At 35.0% G+C, this 19,753-nt stretch carries 20 protein-coding genes; 7 read left to right on the top strand and 13 right to left on the bottom strand.

Going from position 1 to position 19,753, the window contains the following annotated elements:
* The first annotated feature begins 86 nt into the window (after window positions 1–86).
* Window positions 87–1,340: an ABC transporter permease gene (locus L1S35_RS05680; RefSeq protein ID WP_236397677.1), complete on the top strand. Its 1,254-nt coding sequence runs from the start codon at window positions 87–89 to the stop codon at window positions 1,338–1,340.
* Between the two features lie 47 nt (window positions 1,341–1,387).
* On the opposite strand, the gene accD is transcribed toward L1S35_RS05680, so the two are convergent.
* The 3 genes from accD to tamL form a co-directional block, all read right to left on the bottom strand.
* Window positions 1,388–2,242, bottom strand: coding sequence for an acetyl-CoA carboxylase, carboxyltransferase subunit beta (gene accD, locus L1S35_RS05675; RefSeq protein ID WP_236397675.1), 855 nt, complete (start codon window positions 2,240–2,242; stop codon window positions 1,388–1,390).
* 80 nt (window positions 2,243–2,322) lie between these two features.
* On the bottom strand, window positions 2,323–3,390 hold the full coding sequence (gene fbaA, locus L1S35_RS05670) for a class II fructose-bisphosphate aldolase (protein ID WP_236397672.1): 1,068 nt from the start codon (window positions 3,388–3,390) through the stop codon (window positions 2,323–2,325).
* Window positions 3,391–3,439: 49 nt separating this feature from the next.
* Complete coding sequence (gene tamL, locus L1S35_RS05665; RefSeq protein WP_236397669.1) at window positions 3,440–5,992, bottom strand: translocation and assembly module lipoprotein TamL; 2,553 nt, start codon at window positions 5,990–5,992, stop codon at window positions 3,440–3,442.
* Between the two features lie 37 nt (window positions 5,993–6,029).
* On the opposite strand from tamL, the gene L1S35_RS05660 reads away from it, so the two are divergent.
* A complete protein-coding gene (locus L1S35_RS05660; RefSeq protein WP_236397666.1) occupies window positions 6,030–6,758 on the top strand; it encodes an RNA methyltransferase in 729 nt (242 codons plus the stop codon).
* Here the strand turns inward: L1S35_RS05660 and porT are convergent.
* The 4 genes from porT to L1S35_RS05640 are packed head-to-tail and all read right to left on the bottom strand — an operon-like array spanning window position 6,755 to window position 9,078.
* On the bottom strand, window positions 6,755–7,465 hold the full coding sequence (porT, locus tag L1S35_RS05655) for a type IX secretion/gliding motility protein PorT/SprT (protein WP_236397663.1): 711 nt from the start codon (window positions 7,463–7,465) through the stop codon (window positions 6,755–6,757). The genes L1S35_RS05660 and porT overlap by 4 nt on opposite strands.
* Window positions 7,466–7,486: 21 nt before the next feature.
* Window positions 7,487–8,218 (bottom strand): bifunctional demethylmenaquinone methyltransferase/2-methoxy-6-polyprenyl-1,4-benzoquinol methylase UbiE, encoded by a 732-nt coding sequence (ubiE, locus tag L1S35_RS05650; protein WP_236397660.1) that lies wholly within the window; start codon window positions 8,216–8,218, stop codon window positions 7,487–7,489.
* A 36-nt stretch (window positions 8,219–8,254) separates the two neighbouring features.
* Complete coding sequence (locus L1S35_RS05645) at window positions 8,255–8,743, bottom strand: dihydrofolate reductase (protein WP_236397657.1); 489 nt, start codon at window positions 8,741–8,743, stop codon at window positions 8,255–8,257.
* Complete coding sequence (locus L1S35_RS05640) at window positions 8,740–9,078, bottom strand: 2TM domain-containing protein (protein ID WP_236397654.1); 339 nt, start codon at window positions 9,076–9,078, stop codon at window positions 8,740–8,742. Before L1S35_RS05640 ends, L1S35_RS05645 begins: the two co-directional genes overlap by 4 nt.
* Before the next feature lie 237 nt (window positions 9,079–9,315).
* On the opposite strand from L1S35_RS05640, the gene L1S35_RS05635 reads away from it, so the two are divergent.
* Window positions 9,316–9,612 (top strand): isoamylase early set domain-containing protein, encoded by a 297-nt coding sequence (locus L1S35_RS05635; RefSeq protein WP_236397651.1) that lies wholly within the window; start codon window positions 9,316–9,318, stop codon window positions 9,610–9,612.
* Window positions 9,613–9,705: 93 nt separating this feature from the next.
* Here the strand turns inward: L1S35_RS05635 and L1S35_RS05630 are convergent, their stop codons facing one another.
* The 5 genes from L1S35_RS05630 to L1S35_RS05610 form a co-directional block, all read right to left on the bottom strand.
* Complete coding sequence (locus L1S35_RS05630; protein WP_236397649.1) at window positions 9,706–10,518, bottom strand: transglutaminase domain-containing protein; 813 nt, start codon at window positions 10,516–10,518, stop codon at window positions 9,706–9,708.
* Window positions 10,519–10,637: 119 nt separating this feature from the next.
* Window positions 10,638–11,462 carry a thymidylate synthase gene (locus tag L1S35_RS05625; RefSeq protein WP_236397646.1) on the bottom strand — a complete coding sequence of 275 codons (825 nt, stop codon included), beginning with the start codon at window positions 11,460–11,462 and terminating at the stop codon, window positions 10,638–10,640.
* Between the two features lie 57 nt (window positions 11,463–11,519).
* Window positions 11,520–12,146 (bottom strand): bifunctional nuclease family protein, encoded by a 627-nt coding sequence (locus L1S35_RS05620; protein WP_236397643.1) that lies wholly within the window; start codon window positions 12,144–12,146, stop codon window positions 11,520–11,522.
* Window positions 12,147–12,322: 176 nt separating this feature from the next.
* A complete protein-coding gene (locus L1S35_RS05615) occupies window positions 12,323–13,291 on the bottom strand; it encodes an electron transfer flavoprotein subunit alpha/FixB family protein (RefSeq protein ID WP_236397640.1) in 969 nt (322 codons plus the stop codon).
* Window positions 13,292–13,307: 16 nt separating this feature from the next.
* Complete coding sequence (locus tag L1S35_RS05610) at window positions 13,308–14,054, bottom strand: electron transfer flavoprotein subunit beta/FixA family protein (RefSeq protein ID WP_236397637.1); 747 nt, start codon at window positions 14,052–14,054, stop codon at window positions 13,308–13,310.
* A 223-nt stretch (window positions 14,055–14,277) separates the two neighbouring features.
* On the opposite strand from L1S35_RS05610, the gene L1S35_RS05605 reads away from it, so the two are divergent.
* The 4 genes from L1S35_RS05605 (at window position 14,278) to L1S35_RS05590 (ending at window position 18,858) form a co-directional block, all read left to right on the top strand.
* On the top strand, window positions 14,278–14,493 hold the full coding sequence (locus L1S35_RS05605; protein ID WP_236397635.1) for a hypothetical protein: 216 nt from the start codon (window positions 14,278–14,280) through the stop codon (window positions 14,491–14,493).
* A gap of 114 nt (window positions 14,494–14,607) precedes the next feature.
* The gene (locus L1S35_RS05600) at window positions 14,608–15,585 is read left to right on the top strand and encodes a pyruvate dehydrogenase complex E1 component subunit beta (RefSeq protein ID WP_236397632.1); all 978 of its coding nucleotides are present in this window, start codon (window positions 14,608–14,610) and stop codon (window positions 15,583–15,585) included.
* A 132-nt stretch (window positions 15,586–15,717) separates the two neighbouring features.
* Window positions 15,718–18,204 carry a DUF5686 and carboxypeptidase-like regulatory domain-containing protein gene (locus L1S35_RS05595; RefSeq protein ID WP_236397630.1) on the top strand — a complete coding sequence of 829 codons (2,487 nt, stop codon included), beginning with the start codon at window positions 15,718–15,720 and terminating at the stop codon, window positions 18,202–18,204.
* Between the two features lie 54 nt (window positions 18,205–18,258).
* Window positions 18,259–18,858, top strand: a complete 600-nt coding sequence (locus tag L1S35_RS05590; RefSeq protein WP_236397626.1) for a DNA-3-methyladenine glycosylase family protein — start codon at window positions 18,259–18,261, stop codon at window positions 18,856–18,858.
* Between the two features lie 2 nt (window positions 18,859–18,860).
* Here the strand turns inward: L1S35_RS05590 and L1S35_RS05585 are convergent, their stop codons facing one another.
* Window positions 18,861–19,580 (bottom strand): glycosyltransferase family 2 protein, encoded by a 720-nt coding sequence (locus L1S35_RS05585; RefSeq protein WP_236398343.1) that lies wholly within the window; start codon window positions 19,578–19,580, stop codon window positions 18,861–18,863.
* Window positions 19,581–19,753: the final 173 nt, after the last annotated feature.

The following is a 19,753-nucleotide window of genomic DNA, read 5'->3' as shown; positions in this document are numbered from 1 at the left end:
TTTTTTGACACCAATACAGCAATCTTAAAAATAGCGCTGATTTTCGTTATTTTTATCGAAATTTACAACACTATAAACCAACCTAAATGTTACTTTACTTAAGATTACTCAAAGAAAGTTTTGCTTTTGCCATGAATGCGCTGCGCAACAACAAACTGCGAACCATGCTTTCTTTATTGGGTGTGACGATTGGGATATTTTCTATTATTGCGGTGCTTGCCGCTGTTGATTCTTTAGACAGAAAAATCAAAGCTGACTTAAGCACTCTGGATAAAAACACAATCTATTTAACAAGTCAGTCATTTGGGCCAACCGATGTTCCGCGTTGGAAAAGGGAACAGTTTCCTAATGTGAAGTATGAAGAATATCAATACCTGAAAGCTACGTTAAGCAATGTTGAGAATTCCTGTTTTCAATATTTTACCGGTAGTGAAAATGTCAAGTTTGAATCTAAAACGGTTTCTAATGTAAATATGGTTGCGGTTACTTATGAATTCGTTGATATACAGAGAATGGAGTTTGCAGAAGGGCGTTTTTTTAATGAATTGGAATCTAATTCGGGCAAGCAGGTTGTGGTTATAGGTCATGATATTGCAGAACAACTATTCGAAAATGGGAATCCAATTGGTAAAACAATCAGAATGTATGGACAGCGATTTACCGTTATTGGAGTTACCAAAAAGAAAGGTTCCGGAATGGAATTAGGTGGTGGTGATGATACTTCGGCTTTTTTCCCATCCAATTTCCTTCGAAGTTTATATGGCGATAACAACGAAAATGTGTTGAGCGTAGTAGTCATAAAACCTGAAAAAGGAGCTGATATAGATGCGTTAAAAGGTGAAATTTCACAAAAGCTACGCAATTACAGAGGTGTGAAGCAAGGAGAAATAGACAATTTCTTTGTCAATATACTTTCAGGTCTTACTGATATGATTGACGGAGTTATTTCAAGTCTAAAAATCGGAGGTTGGATCATATCCGGATTTTCACTTTTGGTTGGCGGTTTTGGTATAGCCAACATCATGTTTGTTTCAGTGAAAGAAAGAACCAACTTAATCGGAATTCAAAAATCATTGGGAGCCAAAAACAAGTTTATACTTTTCCAATTTCTTTTCGAAGCAATTATTCTGTGTGTTATTGGTGGAATAGTAGGGCTGCTGCTGGTCTGGTTTATTGCTGTAATAATGACAAATGTTTTAGATTTTGAATTCGTCCTCGGTTTAGGTAATATTATTCTCGGAACAAGTTTGGCTGCTATTATTGGATTAATGGCCGGAATTTTACCTGCTGTTTCAGCTTCGCGATTAGACCCTGTTGAAGCGATTAGAAGCGGAATGTAGAATTAATAAACAATAAAAAACCCTGAGCTTTAACTCAGGGTTTTTTATTATCTAATATTCTGATTTAAAATCAAATCGAGGTATAAATTAATCTTGTCTTTCAATTCTTTTCTTGGTGTGATAAAATCAAGGAAGCCATGATCTAATACAAACTCAGCCGTTTGAAAACCATCCGGTAAATCTTTTCCGGTGGTGTCACGAACAACTCTTGGTCCGGCAAAACCAATTAAAGCACCTGGTTCAGAAATGTTTACATCGCCAAGCATCGCGTAAGATGCGGTTGTTCCGCCCGTTGTAGGGTCAGTACAAAGTGAAATATATGGAATTTTAGCTTCGGCTAATTGCGCCAATTTTGCTGACGTTTTTGCCAATTGCATCAACGAATACGCGGCTTCCATCATACGTGCGCCACCCGATTTTGAAATCATCACAAACGGGATTTTATGTTTGATTGAATAATCAATTCCACGTGCTATTTTTTCACCAACAACTGCGCCCATCGAACCACCAATAAAAGCAAAATCCATACAGCAAACTACTAAATCTTTTCCTTTAGATTTTCCAACTGCAGTTCGAACAGCATCTTTCAATCCTGTTTTCTCGATAGCGTCTTTTAATCGGTCTGAATATTTTTTAGTATCTACAAAGTTTAATGGATCTTTTGAAGTCATTTTTGCATCCAATTCTTTGAATTTATTGTCATCAAATAAGATTTCAAAGTATTCTTTACTGCCAATTCTAACATGGAAATCATCTTCAGGACTCACCCAAAGATTTCTTGCCAATTCGTCCTGGTCAATAATTTTTCCTGTAGGCGATTTATACCAAAGCCCTTTTGGAACGTCTTTTTTGTCTTCGGTTGCGGTGGTAATCCCTTTTTCTGTTCTTTTAAACCAAGCCATAATTTTATAGTTATGAGTTAAAAGTTATAAGTTATGAGTTAAAAGCATCAACTTATAACTCATAATTCATAACTCATAATTTACAATGTGTTAACGTTGTTCAAGTCAGCAAATGCTTCTTCTAATCTTTTGTTGAAAGTCAGTTCGCCTTCGCGTATCCATTTTCTTGGATCGTAGTGTTTTTTATTTGGAGAATCTGCTCCGTCCGGATTTCCGATTTGAGTTCTTAGGTAATCAATGTTGTTTACCATATAATCTCGGATTCCTTCGGTAAACGCAAATTGTAAATCAGTATCGATATTCATTTTGATAACACCATAAGAAATTCCTTCTCTGATTTCTTCAAGAGTAGAACCAGAACCACCATGGAAAACAAAATCAACCGGATTGTGACCTGTGTTGAATTTATTCTGAACATAATCCTGGGAATTTTTCAAGATTTTCGGAGTCAGTTTCACATTTCCCGGTTTGTAAACTCCGTGAACATTTCCGAAAGCTGCCGCGATAGTAAATTTTGGAGAAACTTTCATCAACTCTTCATAAGCATAAGCTACTTCTTCCGGTTGTGTGTATAATTTTGAGCTGTCAACATCTGAATTGTCAACACCATCTTCTTCACCACCTGTAATTCCAAGTTCGATTTCTAAGGTCATTCCCATTTTGCTCATTCGTGCCAAATAGGTTTTACAGATTTCGATATTTTCTTCGATAGGTTCTTCTGATAAATCAATCATGTGTGAAGAATACAATGGTTTTCCGGTTTCGGCAAAATGCTTTTCAGAAGCATCTAACAAACCATCAATCCAAGGCAATAATTTTTTAGCGCAATGATCTGTATGAAGAATAACAGTAGCGCCATATGCTTCTGCTAAAGTATGAATGTGTTTTGCTCCTGCAATTCCACCTGCGATAGCTGCTTTTTCTCCGGCATTCGAAAGTCCTTTTCCTGCATTATAAGCGGCACCGCCATTAGAAAATTGAATAATAACGGGAGCATTTAATTTTGCTGCAGTTTCTAAAACACCATTAATTGTACTTGAACCAATTACGTTTACTGCAGGAAGTGCAAATCCTTTTTCTTTCGCGTAAGCAAAAATTGCTTGAACTTCATCTCCTGTTGCTACTCCAGGTTTTATATTGTGAGCCATTGTTTGTGTCGTTTTTAAGTTAAGTTTACAAAAATAATAATTTCTAATTTTAGAAAGGATAATTTATTCCAATATTTAAAACGGATTTATCAAAACGCATTTCTTTCAACCATTTTTCGTTTTCCGGATTAGCAGGATTGTAGGTTTTGAAACCCAAATCTATTCGGACTATAAAGAAATTGAAATCATATCTAAATCCGAAACCGGAACCAACAGCAATGTTTTCTAACGATTTTAAACCTGAAAAAATAGCATCTTTATTGTTATTGGTGGCAATATCACTGATATTCCAAATATTTCCGGTATCAACAAAAAAAGCACCATTTAACTTTTGGAAAATATTGAAACGGAATTCGGTGCTAAACAGCAATTTCATGTTGGCTTCGTTAAAATCATTAACCGAACCCGTTTTACCCGGACCTAAACCGTAGGATTGCCATGCTCTGATATCGTTTGTTCCACCGGCAAAATAACTTCGCGAAAACGGAACGCTATTCGAGTTGCCATAAGGAATCGCGACTCCTGCAAATGCTTTGGTGGCCAATACTTTTTTACGTCGTAAATCCCAGTGTTTTATATACTCAAACTCGGTTTTAATGTACTGCGAAAATTCAACGCCAAAAGCTGTTTTCGAATTGTTTTGAGTTTGATTTGAAGCACCGGCAATCAGTGACATTAAGTTTCCGGCTGATTCTACCTTTGCTTTGATGGCATAAAAAGTGTTATCGGATAAATCTTTTTGAGATGTTTTTGAAAAGGCAATACTCGAAGCAACAATTAAATTGTCTTCGGTTAATCTTCTTTTTTGTTCAACGATGCTATTGATGGCTTTAGTGTCATTGGCTGAAGGTACAATCACACCATTGTTAACATCGTTTAGGAAACCGTTGACTCCGTCATTAATTATTAAACCGTTAGCATAATCTCCACCTTGAAAATAAGCCGTATCTGCACCATAATTAATTGCAAATTGATTTAAAGCTTTATAAGAAGAACGATATACATTAAAATAGTTACCCGGATTTATATTCTTTACAAACTGCACATTAAACAAATCAAATCGGAAAGTTGTATTTTTTTTTGGCGTCCAATTATAAACCAGTGAACTGGTGAAGTTTTGTTTGTCTAATCCGATGTTGGTTTGTTTCGAGTAACCTACACTGATTGTAGTGTAAGGAATCATGGTTTTCGGAATGATTTTATCTGTTTTGAAAGGCAAAAACAATCGCGGGAAATTCAATCTGGCATCCGCTCCAATTTCTGAAATGTTGAAAAAATTATTGTTTGGATTGGCAAAATCTTTAGAGGCGCCAATACTTCCTCTGGTTCCAATTTCAAAAGTTTCAGCACCATTGAAAACGTTTCGGATACTCAAAAAAGTATTTCCGGATATTCCGAAATCCTGTATGTTGGAATGAATAAAATCGGTTGAAAAACCAAACGTATACTTTTTTCTTGGCGATAAATAAATATTCGCAATTAAGCCGTTTTTTTCATTTTTATCTTCAATATATTGAATCAATGGATAATTGAAAACTTTAAGATTGCTCAAATACTTTGATGTCAAGGTCGTTTTATTATCCGAAAAATAATTGCCTTTGGTTACAAAGACACCATCTGTAATTGCTTTTGGACGGTATTTCAATTTGTTAACACTATACAAAGTGAAATCTTTATAAACGGTGCTGTCTTTTATGGGAAGATTTTGATTGGCCGGACTATGATCGGTATAAATGTTAACCTTGCTGATTTTATACAATTCAAAAGGAACGCTGTACAAGCTGTCATCGACTCTTATTGATTCGTTTTCAATATTCAAATCTACATTGGCCAGATGCTTACTTTTTATAGAATCAATTACATAGGTCACATAGTTTTGTTGAAAGCGAAAGGCACCATTGTTTCTAAAATCTTCAGTGATTCTGGCTTTTTCAGCATCGAAATTAGAATAATCAACTCGTTTGCCCGATTTTATAAAGGAGTTTCTTTTTCTTAATTGATATATAGAATCTAACGGATTGCTCGAAATATGACTGTTGATACTGTCAATGATGTAAGGATTTCCTTTTATGATTTCGTAAGTTAGTTTTACTTTTTTCTTACTGACGCTGTCGATTTTATAATTAGCCGCTACATCAAAATAACCGCGTGTATAATAATAATATTTTAAACGGCGAAGCGACTTTTTAGTGCTTGTAGTATCCAAGATAACCGGAGCTTCACCTGTTTTTCTCAGGAAATTATGAACCCCCGAATACCAAAAAGATTCGCCTAATCTTTTGACCTGCTTTTTAGAAAGCCATTTTGCTTTTCGGAAATATTTTTTTGGATTTTTGGCAAACTTGGCTCTGTAAATCGAATCGGTTTTTTGCTTTGCCAAATTGTAAATATTCAATCTAAGTCGGTAACCAAGAATAGAAGTGTTTTGTTTTTGATATAACTGATTGAAGACATCTTCGCTATTGTCTTTTTTGCCATCGACAAAAATATCGTTTTTGGTTAGAAGACTTTTACCGTCAGGAACTCTTTTTGTGGTGTTGCAACCAAAGATAATTAGTCCGGTTATAATAAATAATGATATTTTTGTGATACTATTTTTCAAGTGTTGCGAAATATTTAATTCAAAAATACAGTATTTTATGGTTAGTAAAAACCAAATAAAATTAATTACGAGTCTTCAACATAAAAAATACCGAATCGAGCATCAATTATTTATTGCCGAAGGCGTAAAAGTAATACAGGAATTGTTAGCATCAAATTTTGTGCTGGAACATTTATTTGAAACCGAAGCTGTTTTTGAACAAGTATCCATTTCCAAAAAAACAATAGTAAAAGAGCAAGACATGAAACGAATTTCGGCTTTGAGTTCAGCAAGTTCCTGTTTGGCTATTTTTAAAATTCCGGCAGCGACCGAAATAGATACTAACGGATTGATTATCGCTTTAGATGACATTCGCGATCCGGGAAATTTAGGAACTATTATTCGGCTTTGCGATTGGTTTGGCGTCACACAATTGCTATGTTCGCCCGAAACTGTCGATGTTTATAATCCAAAAGTAATTCAGGCAACAATGGGTTCGATTACCAGAGTAAAGGTGAATTATGTTGATTTGAAAGATTATGTTTTACAAAGTGAACTTCCAGTTTTTGGTACTTTTATGGATGGCAAAAACATTTATAAAGAAACCTTACCCAAAGAAGGGATTTTAGTTTTAGGAAACGAAGCCAATGGAATTTCTGCGGCTTTAGAAAAAAATATAAAAAACAGAATAGCCATTCCAAGATTTGGTGACATCCAAAAAACGGAAAGTTTAAATGTCGCAACCGCAACTGCGATTTTCTTGAGCGAGTTTAGAAGAAAATCTTAATGGAATGTAAAATTGATAAGCACCGCACGGGTTTTCATCGATTCGATATTTCCTGTCCATGGACTATTTGGATCAACATCGCGAATTAATTCATCTTTCAATCCAAAGACTCCGCGAATAGAAGGCGAGAATTTAAAATATTCAAAATACAAATCAATTCCAAAACCAACGGTGTAATTCTGCGTCCAAGGTTTTACCCTGAATTTCTGTTGTAAATTATCGTCTTTAGATTTAGAATTGCTCGAAAGATTTAAGGTTGATGATAATCCGCCCAGAAGGTAAGGTCTAACATTTCCGGTTCTCAACGAAGAAAATTTCAGGATCAGAGGGAAATCAATATAAGTAGCTTTTACTTCTCTGACGCCATCTCTTTCGTTTGTAAATTGTGAATAAGTCAGCGTTCTGCTGGCATAATATAATCCCGGTTCAAATCGTAATTCTACATATTCATGCAGTCGAAGCACACCAACTAATCCGACGTTAAATCCGGAATGGCCTTTAACATCTATAAGTTTGTCCGGCGCCGGATTTGTTTTAAAATCGGTTTTAAAATCAAAAGTACTAAAACCCAAAAAGTAACCCCAATACACACGTTGTTTGTCAAAATTCTCCAAATTGATTATCGGATCTTTTGTGAATATACTTTTGCCTAATTGTGCATTGGCATATATAGAAAGTAGAAGAAACAGAACTACTATTTTTTTCATATTGTTACTGAAAAGTCAGTTTCATTTTTTGGTTGCGGTATAAATCGTAGCAACACCAAACGTTTGTGGCATAGCTTTACATTCTATAAACGAAATTTTGCGCAATATATTGTTTAAAGTTTCTCCAAAAGGAAAATTCGCTGCCGATTCTGATAAATAACCATAAGCATTATTGTCTTTAGAGAAAATTTTTCCAATAATAGGTAAAATAAATTTAGTGTAAAACGTATAGCCTTGTTTGACTGGGAATTTAGTTGGAACCGAAGTTTCTAATATTACAAAAATGCCATTTGGCTTTAAAACTCTGTAGATTTCGGCTAAGCCTTTTTCCAGATTTTCGAAATTTCTGATGCCAAAAGAGACCGTAATTGCGTCAAAATAATTGTCTGGATAAGGCATGTTTTCGCTGTCGCCCAAAACCATTTCTATTTTATTGGATAGTTTTTTGGCTTCAATTTTTTGTTTTCCAACTTCAAGCATTCCGGCCGAAATATCAAGGCCAATAATCTTTTTGGCAGAAGTAGTAGACATCATAATCACCAAATCGCCTGTTCCGGTAGCAATGTCGAGAATTGTTTCTGGTTTTTTTTCGGCAACTAAAGCAACCACTTTTTTACGCCATTTCATATCAATGCCAAGCGAAATGACTCGGTTCAAGCCATCATAGTTTCCCGATATGTTGTCAAACATTTGGGCAACCTGCTCTTTTTTGCCTAATGACGAATCTTTATATGGTGTGATAATCTTTGACATGCTTGATTTTTTGGCAAATATAAGCCAATATTTGAATTAAGAGTATTTTCTCAAATACGTTTCAAACGTAAAATCGAATTGGTTTTTTTCGTCTTTTGGATGGAATTCTGTTGAGGTTAATTTCCATTTATTCAAATCGATTTCAGGGAAAAAAGTATCTGCATCAAAAGAGTAATGTACTTTCGTGATATCTAATTTATCAGCAATTTCGATGGATTGAGTATAGATTTCTCCACCACCAATTATGAATACTTCTTCATCCTTCGGGCAAACAGAAATTGCAGCATTCAGCGAATCAACTATAATGCAATTTTCAGAAGAGTACTTTTTTTGACGTGTAATAATAACGTGGGTTCTGTTGGGTAATGGATTTGGAAAACTTTCAAAAGTCTTTCTTCCCATAATAATATAATGACCTGAAGTGACATTTTTAAATCTTTTGAAATCATCGGGTAAATGCCAAAGCAGTTGGTTGTCTTTGCCAAGCGCGTAGTTTTCGGCAACGGCGGCAATAAGAGTAATCATTCGGCTGCCGGTTTTGAATTTTCTAAATCGTTTTTTAGTTTTTCTATTTTGTTGGCTTGTCTTAGCATTAGTTTATCAATTTGCTCTCTTTCCCAATGCTTATTCATAAAGTTGTTAATCACAAAAACTCTTATAACATGAAGAATAAAAAGAAAAACCCAAACAGTGACAGCCCATGTCCACCAAGTTTTATCCGAATATAAGCCTAACCATTTATTCGCTATAATTAAAAAAATACTGCCGAGACAAAGCATTATAAAATGATAAAACAAGCCTTTTTTTTGCTTGATTCTATCTCGGGCATATTCATATAATTCGTGTTGTTCTGCTTCCATAAGACGAAAATGTGGCTTAAAGGTAAAATTTATTTTTAAAATGGCGAAATATGATTTTGTGATATTGTATTAAGAAAACGTTTTCTTAATCAGACATACAAAATTAAAAGCACTTTAAATTATACATCTTATTCAAAATTAGCTTAGTTTTTAGCAAATTCTTAAAAATGATTTGACGTGTAAAACATATTAAACTAATGCTTTACTTTGCCTCAGTAATCTATAAATGAATTAGTTATGGCTATTAAAAAACAAGTTATAAAAACAAAACCGGTTGTTAAAGTTACCTTTTCAATCGAAGCAAAAGAAGCAAATAAAGCATCAGTAGTTGGAGATTTCAATAATTGGAATCCGGTAGAAGGTGAATTATCAAAACTAAAAACAGGAACTTTTAAAGCGACTTTTGATTTACCAAAAGACAATTCTTTTGAGTTTAAATATTTAGTTGATGGTGCTTATTTAAACGATCCAGAGGCAGATAGTTATGCTTATAACGAATTTGCCGGTGCAGAAAATAGTGTTTTAGCACTATAATTTGGTTTAGGTTTATTGGTTAAAAATCCGTTCCGATTTATCGGGACGGATTTTTTGTTTTAATGCAACTAGAATAAAGTACAATAGTCGTAATTATTTTGGTTGAAAATTAATTTCCCGAATAAATAAAAACTTGTAACTCTTACCTAATAAATAAATCAATCCATGTGTAATAAAGATAGGTAGATAATTAAATTTTTTTAGATAAAAGTCGTAGGTTTTGTTGTGGTAGTTGGTTATTAAAAAAGGTACAGAGTTCGAAGAAAGATAAACATCCTTCACCCTTACAGGGTCTGTAAAATAGGTGGGTTCAATATTTTTAAAAATTACTTTCTTGTTTTCTTTTAGGGTATCAAAAAGTTCAAATACAGAAAGCGGAATATCGCTGTTGGTTTTGTAAAAGAAAATACATTTGTATGTGTCAATCAAAATCCATTTTTCTAATTCTTTGGAATAAAATTCATTAAATGAGTGTCCGCCTTGTATTCCCTTTTTTTTAGAAACACTTTTAAACCCCCATTCTTTGACTTTTACCTCATTGATTACGCATAAATTATTAAAAACCTGAGCAAAATCGCTACAAACGCCACCTTTTTCTTTGGTCATTGTTTTGACTGTGTCTTCCGATGATAAGCCCAAACCACGTCCTCTTTGAATATTAAGGATCATCCATCGGGCTATTGTTTCAACTTTTTCCAAATCATTAAATGTGGTACTGCTCTGAGAAAAAATTTTTGTGTTTATCTCAAAAAAACACTTTGGTATTTCTGAAATAGGATTGAGTTTATTATAATATAATTCACTTATACTTTCTTTTGTTTCAAATCTCGATAACAATTTAAAACGCAGTTTGTATAAAAAGGAATGTCTTCTTAAAAGGTGTTTAAGTTTTGTTTTGACAGACATAATTGGTTGATAATAACGATAAGTTTATAATTCAACTAACCTAGTTGTTAGCCAAATTAAATTATTTTTTTCAAAAAAACTACTATTATCTATTAATATGTAACAGTCAAAAAAGATGGTTAAACCGCAACCTGTCCTTTGATATGTGGATGCGGATCATAATCTGTCAAAGTGAAATCGTCAAAAGTGAAGTCGAAGATGTTTTTTACATTTGGATTTAAAATCATTTTTGGCAACGGTTTTGGCTCACGCGATAATTGCAATTCCAGTTGTTCAAAATGGTTGTTGTAAATATGTGCATCGCCAAAAGTGTGAATGAATTCGCCAACCTGCAAATCGCAAACCTGAGCAATCATCATAGTGAATAAAGCATAAGATGCAATGTTGAAAGGAACACCAAGAAAAATATCAGCACTTCGTTGGTACAATTGACAGGATAATTTTCCATCGGCAACATAAAACTGAAAGAAAGCATGACACGGAGGCAAAGCAGCTTTTCCGTTGGCAACATTTTCGGCAAAAGATTTAGAAGTATCGGGTAAAACAGAAGGATTCCAAGCAGAGACCAACATTCTTCTGCTGTTTGGGTTTTTCTTCAGCGTGTCGATAAGTTCAGTGATTTGGTCAATTTCTTCGCTGTTCCAGTTACGCCATTGATGGCCATAAACCGGACCTAAATCACCATTTTCGTCTGCCCATTCATCCCAAATCTTAACACCGTTTTCCTGAAGATAACTAATGTTCGTGTCGCCTTTCAGGAACCAAAGCAATTCATAGATAATCGATTTTAAATGCAGTTTTTTCGTCGTTACCATTGGGAAACCTTCATTTAAATCAAAACGCATTTGGTAACCAAAAACACTTTTAGTTCCTGTTCCTGTTCTGTCTCCTTTTTGGCAACCGTTTTCCAAAACGTGTCGCACTAAATCGTGGTACTGCTTCATTTTTTATGTGGATTTGGTTATGCGGTTATTTGGTTATTTGTATTCCGAATAACCGAATTAACTTTCTCTCTTTGAAATTTCGTCTCTTATCTTCGCTGCCTTTTCGTAATCTTCGTTTTGAACTGCTTTTTCTAAAGATTCGTGCAGTTCAGAAAGACTCATGCTTTTGTAGACATCTGTTGAAGCATTGCCTTCACTGTCTAATCCAAAAGTTTCCGGAGTAGAAAGCACACCTTCGTCATCGGGATTCTGATTTTCTAATTCGGTTGGACTGTTCAGATAAATTCCGGCCTTGTCCAATATGTTTTTATAGGTAAAAATTGGTGCCGAAAATCGCAATGCCAAAGCAATAGCATCCGAAGTTCGGGCGTCAATAATTTCTTCGATTTTATCTCTTTCGCAAATAATACTTGAATAAAATACGCCGTCAACCAACTTGTGAATGATTACCTGTTTAACTACAATATCGAATCGGTCAGCAAAACTTTTAAATAAATCATGTGTCAATGGACGTGGCGGTTTGATTTCTTTTTCCAAAGCAATTGCAATTGATTGTGCTTCGAAAGCTCCAATTACAATGGGTAATTTTCGTTCGCCATCTACTTCGTTTAAAATCAAGGCATACGCACCGTTTTGCGTCTGACTATAGGAAATTCCTTTTATAGTTAGTTTTACTAAACTCATTATTTGTAAGTATCAAGACTTGAGTATCAAGACTTTTATTCATTGTTTGTTAAGTGGACTGCAAAGTAACAAAAAGTTTTCAGAAGCGAAAACTTTTAAATCCCAAAAAAAAGAAATTCCAAATACCAATAACAAAGTATCAGTATTTGGAATTTGGGATTTTAAAATTTGGAATTTTATTGGTTGTGAGCTTTGAACTCTTTTAGTTTTTGTGTCAGTCTTGGAAGAATTTCCAGTGCATCTCCTACAATTCCGTAATCAGCAACTTTGAAGAATGGCGCATCCGCATCGGTATTGATAACCACTTTCACTTTAGATGAGTTGATTCCGGCGATATGCTGAATTGCTCCCGAAATTCCAACCGCAACATATAAATTAGCCGCTACAGGTTTTCCGGTTTGTCCAACGTGTTCGCTGTGAGGTCTCCAACCTAAATCAGAAACCGGTTTTGAACAAGCGGTTGCTGCTCCTAGAACTCCAGCTAAATCTTCTAAAATTCCCCAGTTTTCCGGACCTTTTAAACCACGACCACCCGAAACTACAACATCGGCATCTGCGATGGTTACTTTTCCGCTTGTTTTTTCTACGGATTCTACTTTTACATTAAAATCAGCATCGTTTAAACTTGGAGTGAAATCTTCTTCGCTTGCAGAGGAAGCGCTTTCAAAAACACCATAAGAGTTTTTGGCCAAACTCAATACTTTTACATCAGTGTTAATTTCGGTTATATTAAAAGCTTTGTTTGAAAAAGCATTTCTTTTTACCTGAAATGGCGAAGTGCCCAAAGGCAATCCAACTACATTCGAAGCAAATCCGGCATCTAAACCTACGGCAACTAATGGTGCCATATATAAACTGTCGGTTGTAGAAGACAATAAAATTACTTTGGCTCCTTCTTTTTGTGCTGCCTGCTTAACAACATCAGCAAAAGCTTTTGCATTGAAATTGTTCAATTTATCGTTAGACACTTTCAATACTTTATCTACTCCGTATTTTGATAAATCGGAAACGTTTCCTGCGTTTACAGTTACTGCCGTAACAGTTGTTCCTAAAGATTCGGCTACTTTTTTGGCATAAGAAGCTAATTCAAAAGCTACTTTTTTAAATTTTCCGTCTGCTGATTCAGCGTATATTAATAATGACATGTCGCGTGTTTTTAAATTAGATAACTTTTGCTTCGTTGTGTAAGGCATTGATTAATCCGTCCAAATCATCTGCAGCAAATAATTTCACCGCTGATTTTGGAGCTGGTTTTTCAAATTTCACCGCCTTCGTATTGTTGTTAGCAGCTACAGGTTCAAGAACGGTTAGCACTTTTGTTCTTGCCGTCATGATTCCTCTCATGTTTGGAATACGCAAATCTTTTTCTTCTACCAAACCTTTTTGTCCGCCAATTACTAACGGAAGCGATGCAGAGATGGTTTCTTTTCCACCATCAATTTCTCTGGCGGCTTTTGCTGAAGTTCCTTCGATTGTGATTTCGGTGCAAGAGTTTACAAAATTGTAATCTAATAATGAAGCTAACATTCCCGGAACCATTCCGCCATTATAATCCAATGATTCTTTTCCGCAGATAACTAAATCATAGCTCCCCAATTTTGCTACTTCGGCTAATTGTTTGGCAACAAAAAAACCGTCAGTAGGTGTTGCGTTTACTCTAATTGCCTCGTTAGCACCAATAGCCAACGCTTTTCTCAAAGTGGCTTCGGCATCTGCACCACCAACATTGACAACCGTTACATTAGCACCTTGTTGCTCTTGAAACCAAATGGCTCTGGTTAGACCAAATTCGTCGTTTGGATTGATTACATATTGAACACCATTCGTGTCAAATTCAGTATCACCATTGACAAAATTAATTTTTGAAGTAGTATCAGGTACATGACTGATGCAAACTAATATTTTCATAAGTATTATGTGTTTGTTGAAAATTTCGAAGCACAAAATTAGAATAATATTTTGAATAATGTACTATGCGCGCATAATATTTTTCAGTATTATATCGATTTCGTAAAGTAACAATTGTATAACACAAAAAAATAGTTGTATAAAGTTTAAAAAATTATGGTGAAGTATCTTTATAAAAATTAAATTCTAACAATTTACTAAAAAAAATTTAAATTCTTAAATCATGGAAACACATAACGAAACAACATTAGCAATTGTAGAAAGTCACAAAAATGCAGCACTGGAACATCAGGAAGCGGCAAAAGCACATTTGGAAGCCATGAAGTATCACGCAGGAGGAAAGGAACTTGAGGCTAACGAAAGTGCCAAAGCTGCAATTGAATTCAGCGAAAAAGCAGCTGTTTATGACAAGGAAGTTGCCAAGCATCACGGATTATAATAGGTAAATCTATCTCCACTTTTCTCTTTTCTTTTTTTTCTATTTTCTTTTCTCTTTTTCTATTTTCTTTTTTTTACTTTTGCTATCCAAAATTGATACAAAGTAATTTTTTATATGAGAACAATACAATTTAGAGAAGCGATTGCCGAAGCGATGAGCGAAGAAATGCGTCGTGATGAATCCGTTTATTTAATGGGTGAAGAAGTTGCCGAATACAATGGTGCTTACAAAGCTTCAAAAGGAATGCTTGACGAATTTGGACCAAAAAGAGTAATCGATACACCAATTGCCGAACTTGGTTTTGCCGGAATTGCTGTAGGTTCAGCCATGAACGGTTGTCGCCCGATTGTAGAATACATGACTTTCAATTTCTCATTAGTTGGTATTGATCAAATTATTAACAACGCTGCCAAAATGCGTCAAATGTCGGCCGGACAGTTTCCGATGCCAATGGTTTTTCGTGGACCAACAGCTTCGGCGGGACAATTAGGTGCAACACATTCACAAGCTTTTGAAAATTGGTTTGCCAATACGCCAGGTTTGAAAGTAGTTGTTCCATCGACAGTTTATGATGCAAAAGGCTTGTTGAAATCAGCAATCCGTGATAATGATCCTGTGATTTTCATGGAATCAGAGCAAATGTATGGTGACAAAGGCGAAGTGCCGGAAGGAGAATATACTATTCCGCTTGGTGTTGCCGATATCAAAAGAGAAGGAACAGACGTAACGATTGTTTCTTTTGGAAAAATTATCAAAGAAGCTTTCATTGCTGCTGACGAATTAGCGAAAGAAGGAATCTCCTGCGAAATAATCGATTTGAGAACGGTTCGCCCAATGGATTATGATGCCATCATTACTTCGGTTAAAAAAACAAACCGATTAGTAGTTTTGGAAGAAGCGTGGCCGTTTGCCAGCGTTGCTTCTGAAATTACCTATATGGTTCAGGAACGCGCTTTCGATTATTTGGATGCGCCAATTCAAAGAATTACGACGGCTGATACACCTGCGCCGTATTCACCAACTTTATTAAAAGAATGGTTGCCAAATGCTGAAGATGTAGTTAAAGCTGTTAAAAAAGTAACTTATAAATAGACAGTTAGATCGTTAGATTATTAGAAGGATAGAAAAAAATCTAAAAATCTAAGAAGTCTAAAAATCTAATTATCTAAATACTTATATTTGAAACTTCATCAATCATAGATTTGGTGGAGTTTTTTTATGCCTATGAAAAAGATTTATTTTAGTTTATTTTTATTTGTCTTCACTACAGTTTTGACGGCCCAAACCAAAGTGAGTGGCGTTATACTTGATAATTCCAAGCAGCCTATTCCTTACGCCAATGTTGTGTTTAAAGGCTCTAAAACCGGAGTCGTTTCAAACGAAGATGGTCGGTTTTATATAGAATCACCGGATAATTACACCGAATTAGTAGTGTCCTTTGTTGGCTTTCCGGATAAAACAGTAAAGTTGCCCGAAAAGGTAAATTATGATTTTAAGGTAATTCTAACCGAAGGGAATGCTTTGAAAGAAGTGAAGATTTTTGCCGGAAAAACATCCAAAAAGAACAATCCGGCTTTAGATATTCTTAGAAAAATTTGGGAACGAAGAAGAAAGAACGGACTAAAAATGTTCAAGCAATACGAATATGAAAAGTATGAAAAAGTAGAGTTTGACATGAACACTATCGATAGTGCTTTTATGAAAAAGAAACTTTTCAAAGGTATGGAATTCGTTTTCAAAAATATAGATACTTCCAGAGTAACCGGGAAAACTTATCTTCCTATTTTCATCAATGAATCGTTGTCTGATTTCTATGGAGATAACGAAAATAAAAGGAGTAGGGAAATCCTCAAAGCAAACAAAAATTCGGGCTTAGGAACCGGTGATGGCGTGAACATGTTTATCAAGGATTTGTATAATGACTATGATATTTACGACAACTATTTGCAGTTGTTTGATAAGAGTTTTACGAGTCCGTTATCACGAACAGGAATTGATGTTTACAACTATGTTTTGGCTGATACAGCAGTTATAGATAACAAATTGTGCTACAACATTGTCTTTTATCCAAGACGTAAAAACGAATTGACTTTTAAAGGAGATTTTTGGGTTAACGATACGACTTTTGCCATCAAGAAAATAAATATGGCCATTACCAAAAGTGCCAATATTAACTGGGTAAAAGATATTTATTTGGAGCAGGAATACGAAGTATTGAACGATTCAATTTTTCTCCCAACCAGAGATTATATGATGTCTGATTTTGCGTTGAGAAAGAAAGAAGAGTCAAAAGGAGTTTATGGAAAACGTACAACCTTGTATAGAAATTTCAAGTTTAATGAAAAGAAATCAGACAAATTCTATAAAGAAGAAGTCAACTATATAAACAATGAGGTTTACGCCAGATCGAATGAGTATTGGGAAGAAAACCGATTTGAAAAACTCAACAAAGACGAGAAGAAAATCTATGCCATGATTGACACGCTCAAAACGGTAAAACGATTCAAACAGTTGTATAGTTTGGTTTCCATTCTTGGAAGCGGTTATATCGAAATTCCGAAATATCATTTAGATTATGGACCAATATTCTCAACCATTGGAAACAATGAAGTGGAAGGTTGGAGAGTCAGAGCTGGAGTCAGAACTTATTTTGGGCCAAATGATTTATGGAGATTACAAGGATATACAGCCTATGGTTTTAGAGACAATAAAGTAAAATATGGAGTTTCCGGAAAATGGATGATTGACAAGAAAAACCGAATTATTATTTCGGGAGGAAATAGGCGAGATGTAGAGCAAATAGGCGCCAGTTTAACAACAACCAATGATGTTTTAGGTCGAAGTTATGCTTCTTCAGGATTATTTACTACTGGTTCTAACGGTAAGTTAACCAATATTAATCTCAGTACTTTGGCAGCAGAGATTGAGCCAATTAAAAATGTAACCTTCCAGCTTGGATTTTCCTACCGAACATTGAAGTCGGCTTCAGACACTTTCATGCTTGATTATTTTACAGATGACACACAGACATCTACAAACAGTAGTGTAACACAATCGGAATTGAACTTCCAGATTGAACTTACACCAAAGAAAAAAACAATTGGATATGGCGTTGAAAGACGTGATGTTGATAACCCGTATAGCCGTATTTTCCTGAATTACAGCCAAGGCTTTAAAGGATTTATCAATAGTGATTTCAGCTACCAAAAGATTCAATTGTATTACAAACAGCCTATTATTATTGGACCACTTGGACGTTCTACCGTTACTGTCGAAGTTGGAAAAACTTTTGGAAAGATTCCGTTGGGGTTATTAAGTGTAGTTCCGGGAAATCAGACACTTTTTATTATTGATAATACATTCAGCAACCTGAATTTCTACGAATTTGTAACCGATGAGTATGCCACATTAAAATGGGAACACAATTTCCAGGGGAAAATATTTGCCAGAATTCCGGGTTTAAGAAAACTCAATTTAAGAGAAATTGTAGGTATAAAAGGAGTTTACGGAACAGTTAGTGATGAAAACCGATTTATCAACGCTTCCAACCTAATTTATCAGGCTCCAGAAAAACCGTATTGGGAATACAATGCCGGAATTGGAAATATCTTTAAAGTATTCCGCCTCGATTTTGCCTGGAGAGCCAACTATAGAGACATTCCTGACACCAATAACTTTACTGTAAAAGGGTCATTCGGATTCTATTTTTAAGCTGACCCGAGCGTAGCGAATTGACGAAGTAATTCATTTCAGCTTGTAATTGTTATGAAAGAAGCCATTTCATTTTTGGTTGCCAAAGAGCCTGTTTTCAAAAACTTGCAGCAGCAATATGACACTTTTTTTATTCCGTCAAGACCATCCGGATTTGTTACACTTTGCAAATTAATCCTCGAACAGCAGGTTTCTATTGATTCGGCGAAAGCCTGTTTTTTAAAAATAGAAAATCTTTTAGGAACAGTTTCTCCCGAAACAATAATCAAGTGTCCTGATGAAGATTTGAAAAGTTGTGGCGTTAGCCGACAAAAAATAAGGTATCTGAAAATACTATCGGAAGCCGTTTCGTCCGAATTGGATTTAGAGAGCTTTACTTCAAAATCAGCTGATGAAGTTAGAAGTGAACTCATTAAAATCAAAGGAATTGGTCATTGGACCATCGATGTGTATTTGATGTTTGCCCTGCAATCACCTGATATTATTCCGCTAGGCGATATTGCTGTTGTAAATACAATCAAGGAATTGTTTGACATTCACACCAAAGAGGAAATGGAAAAGCTTTCAGAAAATTGGAAACCCTACAGAACCATGGCAACTTTTATGCTTTGGCATCATTATTTGGAGAAACGAAATCGTAAGCCTTTCGTATAGACTTACCTGAAAAGACCGTATCTCAGTATACAATAAATGGCATGAAAACCGTCTTTCCAGTTGATTTTTTTGCCTTCTTCAAATGTTCTTCCATAATAGCTTATGCCAACTTCATAAATTCTGATTTTTGGAATTCGGGCTACTTTTTGAGTCACTTCGGGTTCAAAACCAAAACGTTTTTCTTTTAGTTTAATGGATTTTAAAATTTCGGAATGGAACATTTTATAGCAGGTCTCCATATCGGTCAAATTCAAATTGGAAAACATATTGCTCAAAAAGGTCAGGAATTTGTTCCCAATGCTGTGCCAGAAGAACAAGATACGATGTGGATTTCCACCCATAAACCGGCTGCCATAAACGACATCGGCAACGCCATCAATTATTGGTTTTAATAAAATGTTGTATTCCTGCGGGTCATATTCTAAATCGGCATCCTGAATGACAATAACATCTCCACTAGCGATAGCTATTCCGGTATGAAGTGCCGCGCCTTTTCCCTTGTTTTTATCATGTTCAAGGAAAACTATATTTAGTGAAGAATTAATTGAAATGTAATTTTTTATGCTTTCCGTAGTAGTATCAGTGCTGCAATCATTCACGATGATGATTTCCTTTTCGATGTTATTCAGAAGAGAAACCGCTCTAATTTTGTCCAATATTTTATGAATAGTCGGACCTTCATTGAAGCATGGAATAATTATAGAAAGCTTTTTAATTTCCATTGGAAGATAAAATAATTTCAAAAATAGTTTTTTTGAATCAGTATACAAGGGTTTTCAATTTAAATAAAATCAATGCAATCGATTGCCCAATAACTGTGCAAACATTCACCAATTATATTGTTTTTATTTGTTAAAGTTTTGCTACTTTTGCCCCCGATAAAATTTAGAATAAA

The sequence above is a fragment of the Flavobacterium anseongense genome, assembly GCF_021608185.1.
GTDB classification, from domain to species: domain Bacteria; phylum Bacteroidota; class Bacteroidia; order Flavobacteriales; family Flavobacteriaceae; genus Flavobacterium; species Flavobacterium anseongense.
Note: the sequence above shows the minus strand (reverse complement) of the source record. Positions and strands in the feature narration are given on the sequence as shown.

Excerpts from the sequence above, each read along its gene's own strand:
- fbaA (WP_236397672.1), bottom strand. The coding sequence starts at position 3,390 with ATGGCTCACAATATAAAACCTGGAGTAGCAACAGGAGATGAAGTTCAA.
- L1S35_RS05640 (WP_236397654.1), bottom strand. The coding sequence starts at position 9,078 with ATGGAAGCAGAACAACACGAATTATATGAATATGCCCGAGATAGAATC.
- L1S35_RS05635 (WP_236397651.1), top strand. The coding sequence starts at position 9,316 with ATGGCTATTAAAAAACAAGTTATAAAAACAAAACCGGTTGTTAAAGTT.
- L1S35_RS05680 (WP_236397677.1), top strand. The coding sequence starts at position 87 with ATGTTACTTTACTTAAGATTACTCAAAGAAAGTTTTGCTTTTGCCATG.
- L1S35_RS05630 (WP_236397649.1), bottom strand. The coding sequence starts at position 10,518 with ATGTCTGTCAAAACAAAACTTAAACACCTTTTAAGAAGACATTCCTTT.
- porT (WP_236397663.1), bottom strand. The coding sequence starts at position 7,465 with ATGAAAAAAATAGTAGTTCTGTTTCTTCTACTTTCTATATATGCCAAT.
- L1S35_RS05605 (WP_236397635.1), top strand. The coding sequence starts at position 14,278 with ATGGAAACACATAACGAAACAACATTAGCAATTGTAGAAAGTCACAAA.
- L1S35_RS05595 (WP_236397630.1), top strand. The coding sequence starts at position 15,718 with ATGAAAAAGATTTATTTTAGTTTATTTTTATTTGTCTTCACTACAGTT.
- L1S35_RS05660 (WP_236397666.1), top strand. The coding sequence starts at position 6,030 with ATGGTTAGTAAAAACCAAATAAAATTAATTACGAGTCTTCAACATAAA.
- L1S35_RS05645 (WP_236397657.1), bottom strand. The coding sequence starts at position 8,743 with ATGATTACTCTTATTGCCGCCGTTGCCGAAAACTACGCGCTTGGCAAA.
- L1S35_RS05590 (WP_236397626.1), top strand. The coding sequence starts at position 18,259 with ATGAAAGAAGCCATTTCATTTTTGGTTGCCAAAGAGCCTGTTTTCAAA.
- L1S35_RS05620 (WP_236397643.1), bottom strand. The coding sequence starts at position 12,146 with ATGAGTTTAGTAAAACTAACTATAAAAGGAATTTCCTATAGTCAGACG.
- accD (WP_236397675.1), bottom strand. The coding sequence starts at position 2,242 with ATGGCTTGGTTTAAAAGAACAGAAAAAGGGATTACCACCGCAACCGAA.
- L1S35_RS05625 (WP_236397646.1), bottom strand. The coding sequence starts at position 11,462 with ATGAAGCAGTACCACGATTTAGTGCGACACGTTTTGGAAAACGGTTGC.
- L1S35_RS05615 (WP_236397640.1), bottom strand. The coding sequence starts at position 13,291 with ATGTCATTATTAATATACGCTGAATCAGCAGACGGAAAATTTAAAAAA.
- L1S35_RS05610 (WP_236397637.1), bottom strand. The coding sequence starts at position 14,054 with ATGAAAATATTAGTTTGCATCAGTCATGTACCTGATACTACTTCAAAA.
- L1S35_RS05585 (WP_236398343.1), bottom strand. The coding sequence starts at position 19,580 with ATGGAAATTAAAAAGCTTTCTATAATTATTCCATGCTTCAATGAAGGT.
- L1S35_RS05600 (WP_236397632.1), top strand. The coding sequence starts at position 14,608 with ATGAGAACAATACAATTTAGAGAAGCGATTGCCGAAGCGATGAGCGAA.
- ubiE (WP_236397660.1), bottom strand. The coding sequence starts at position 8,218 with ATGTCAAAGATTATCACACCATATAAAGATTCGTCATTAGGCAAAAAA.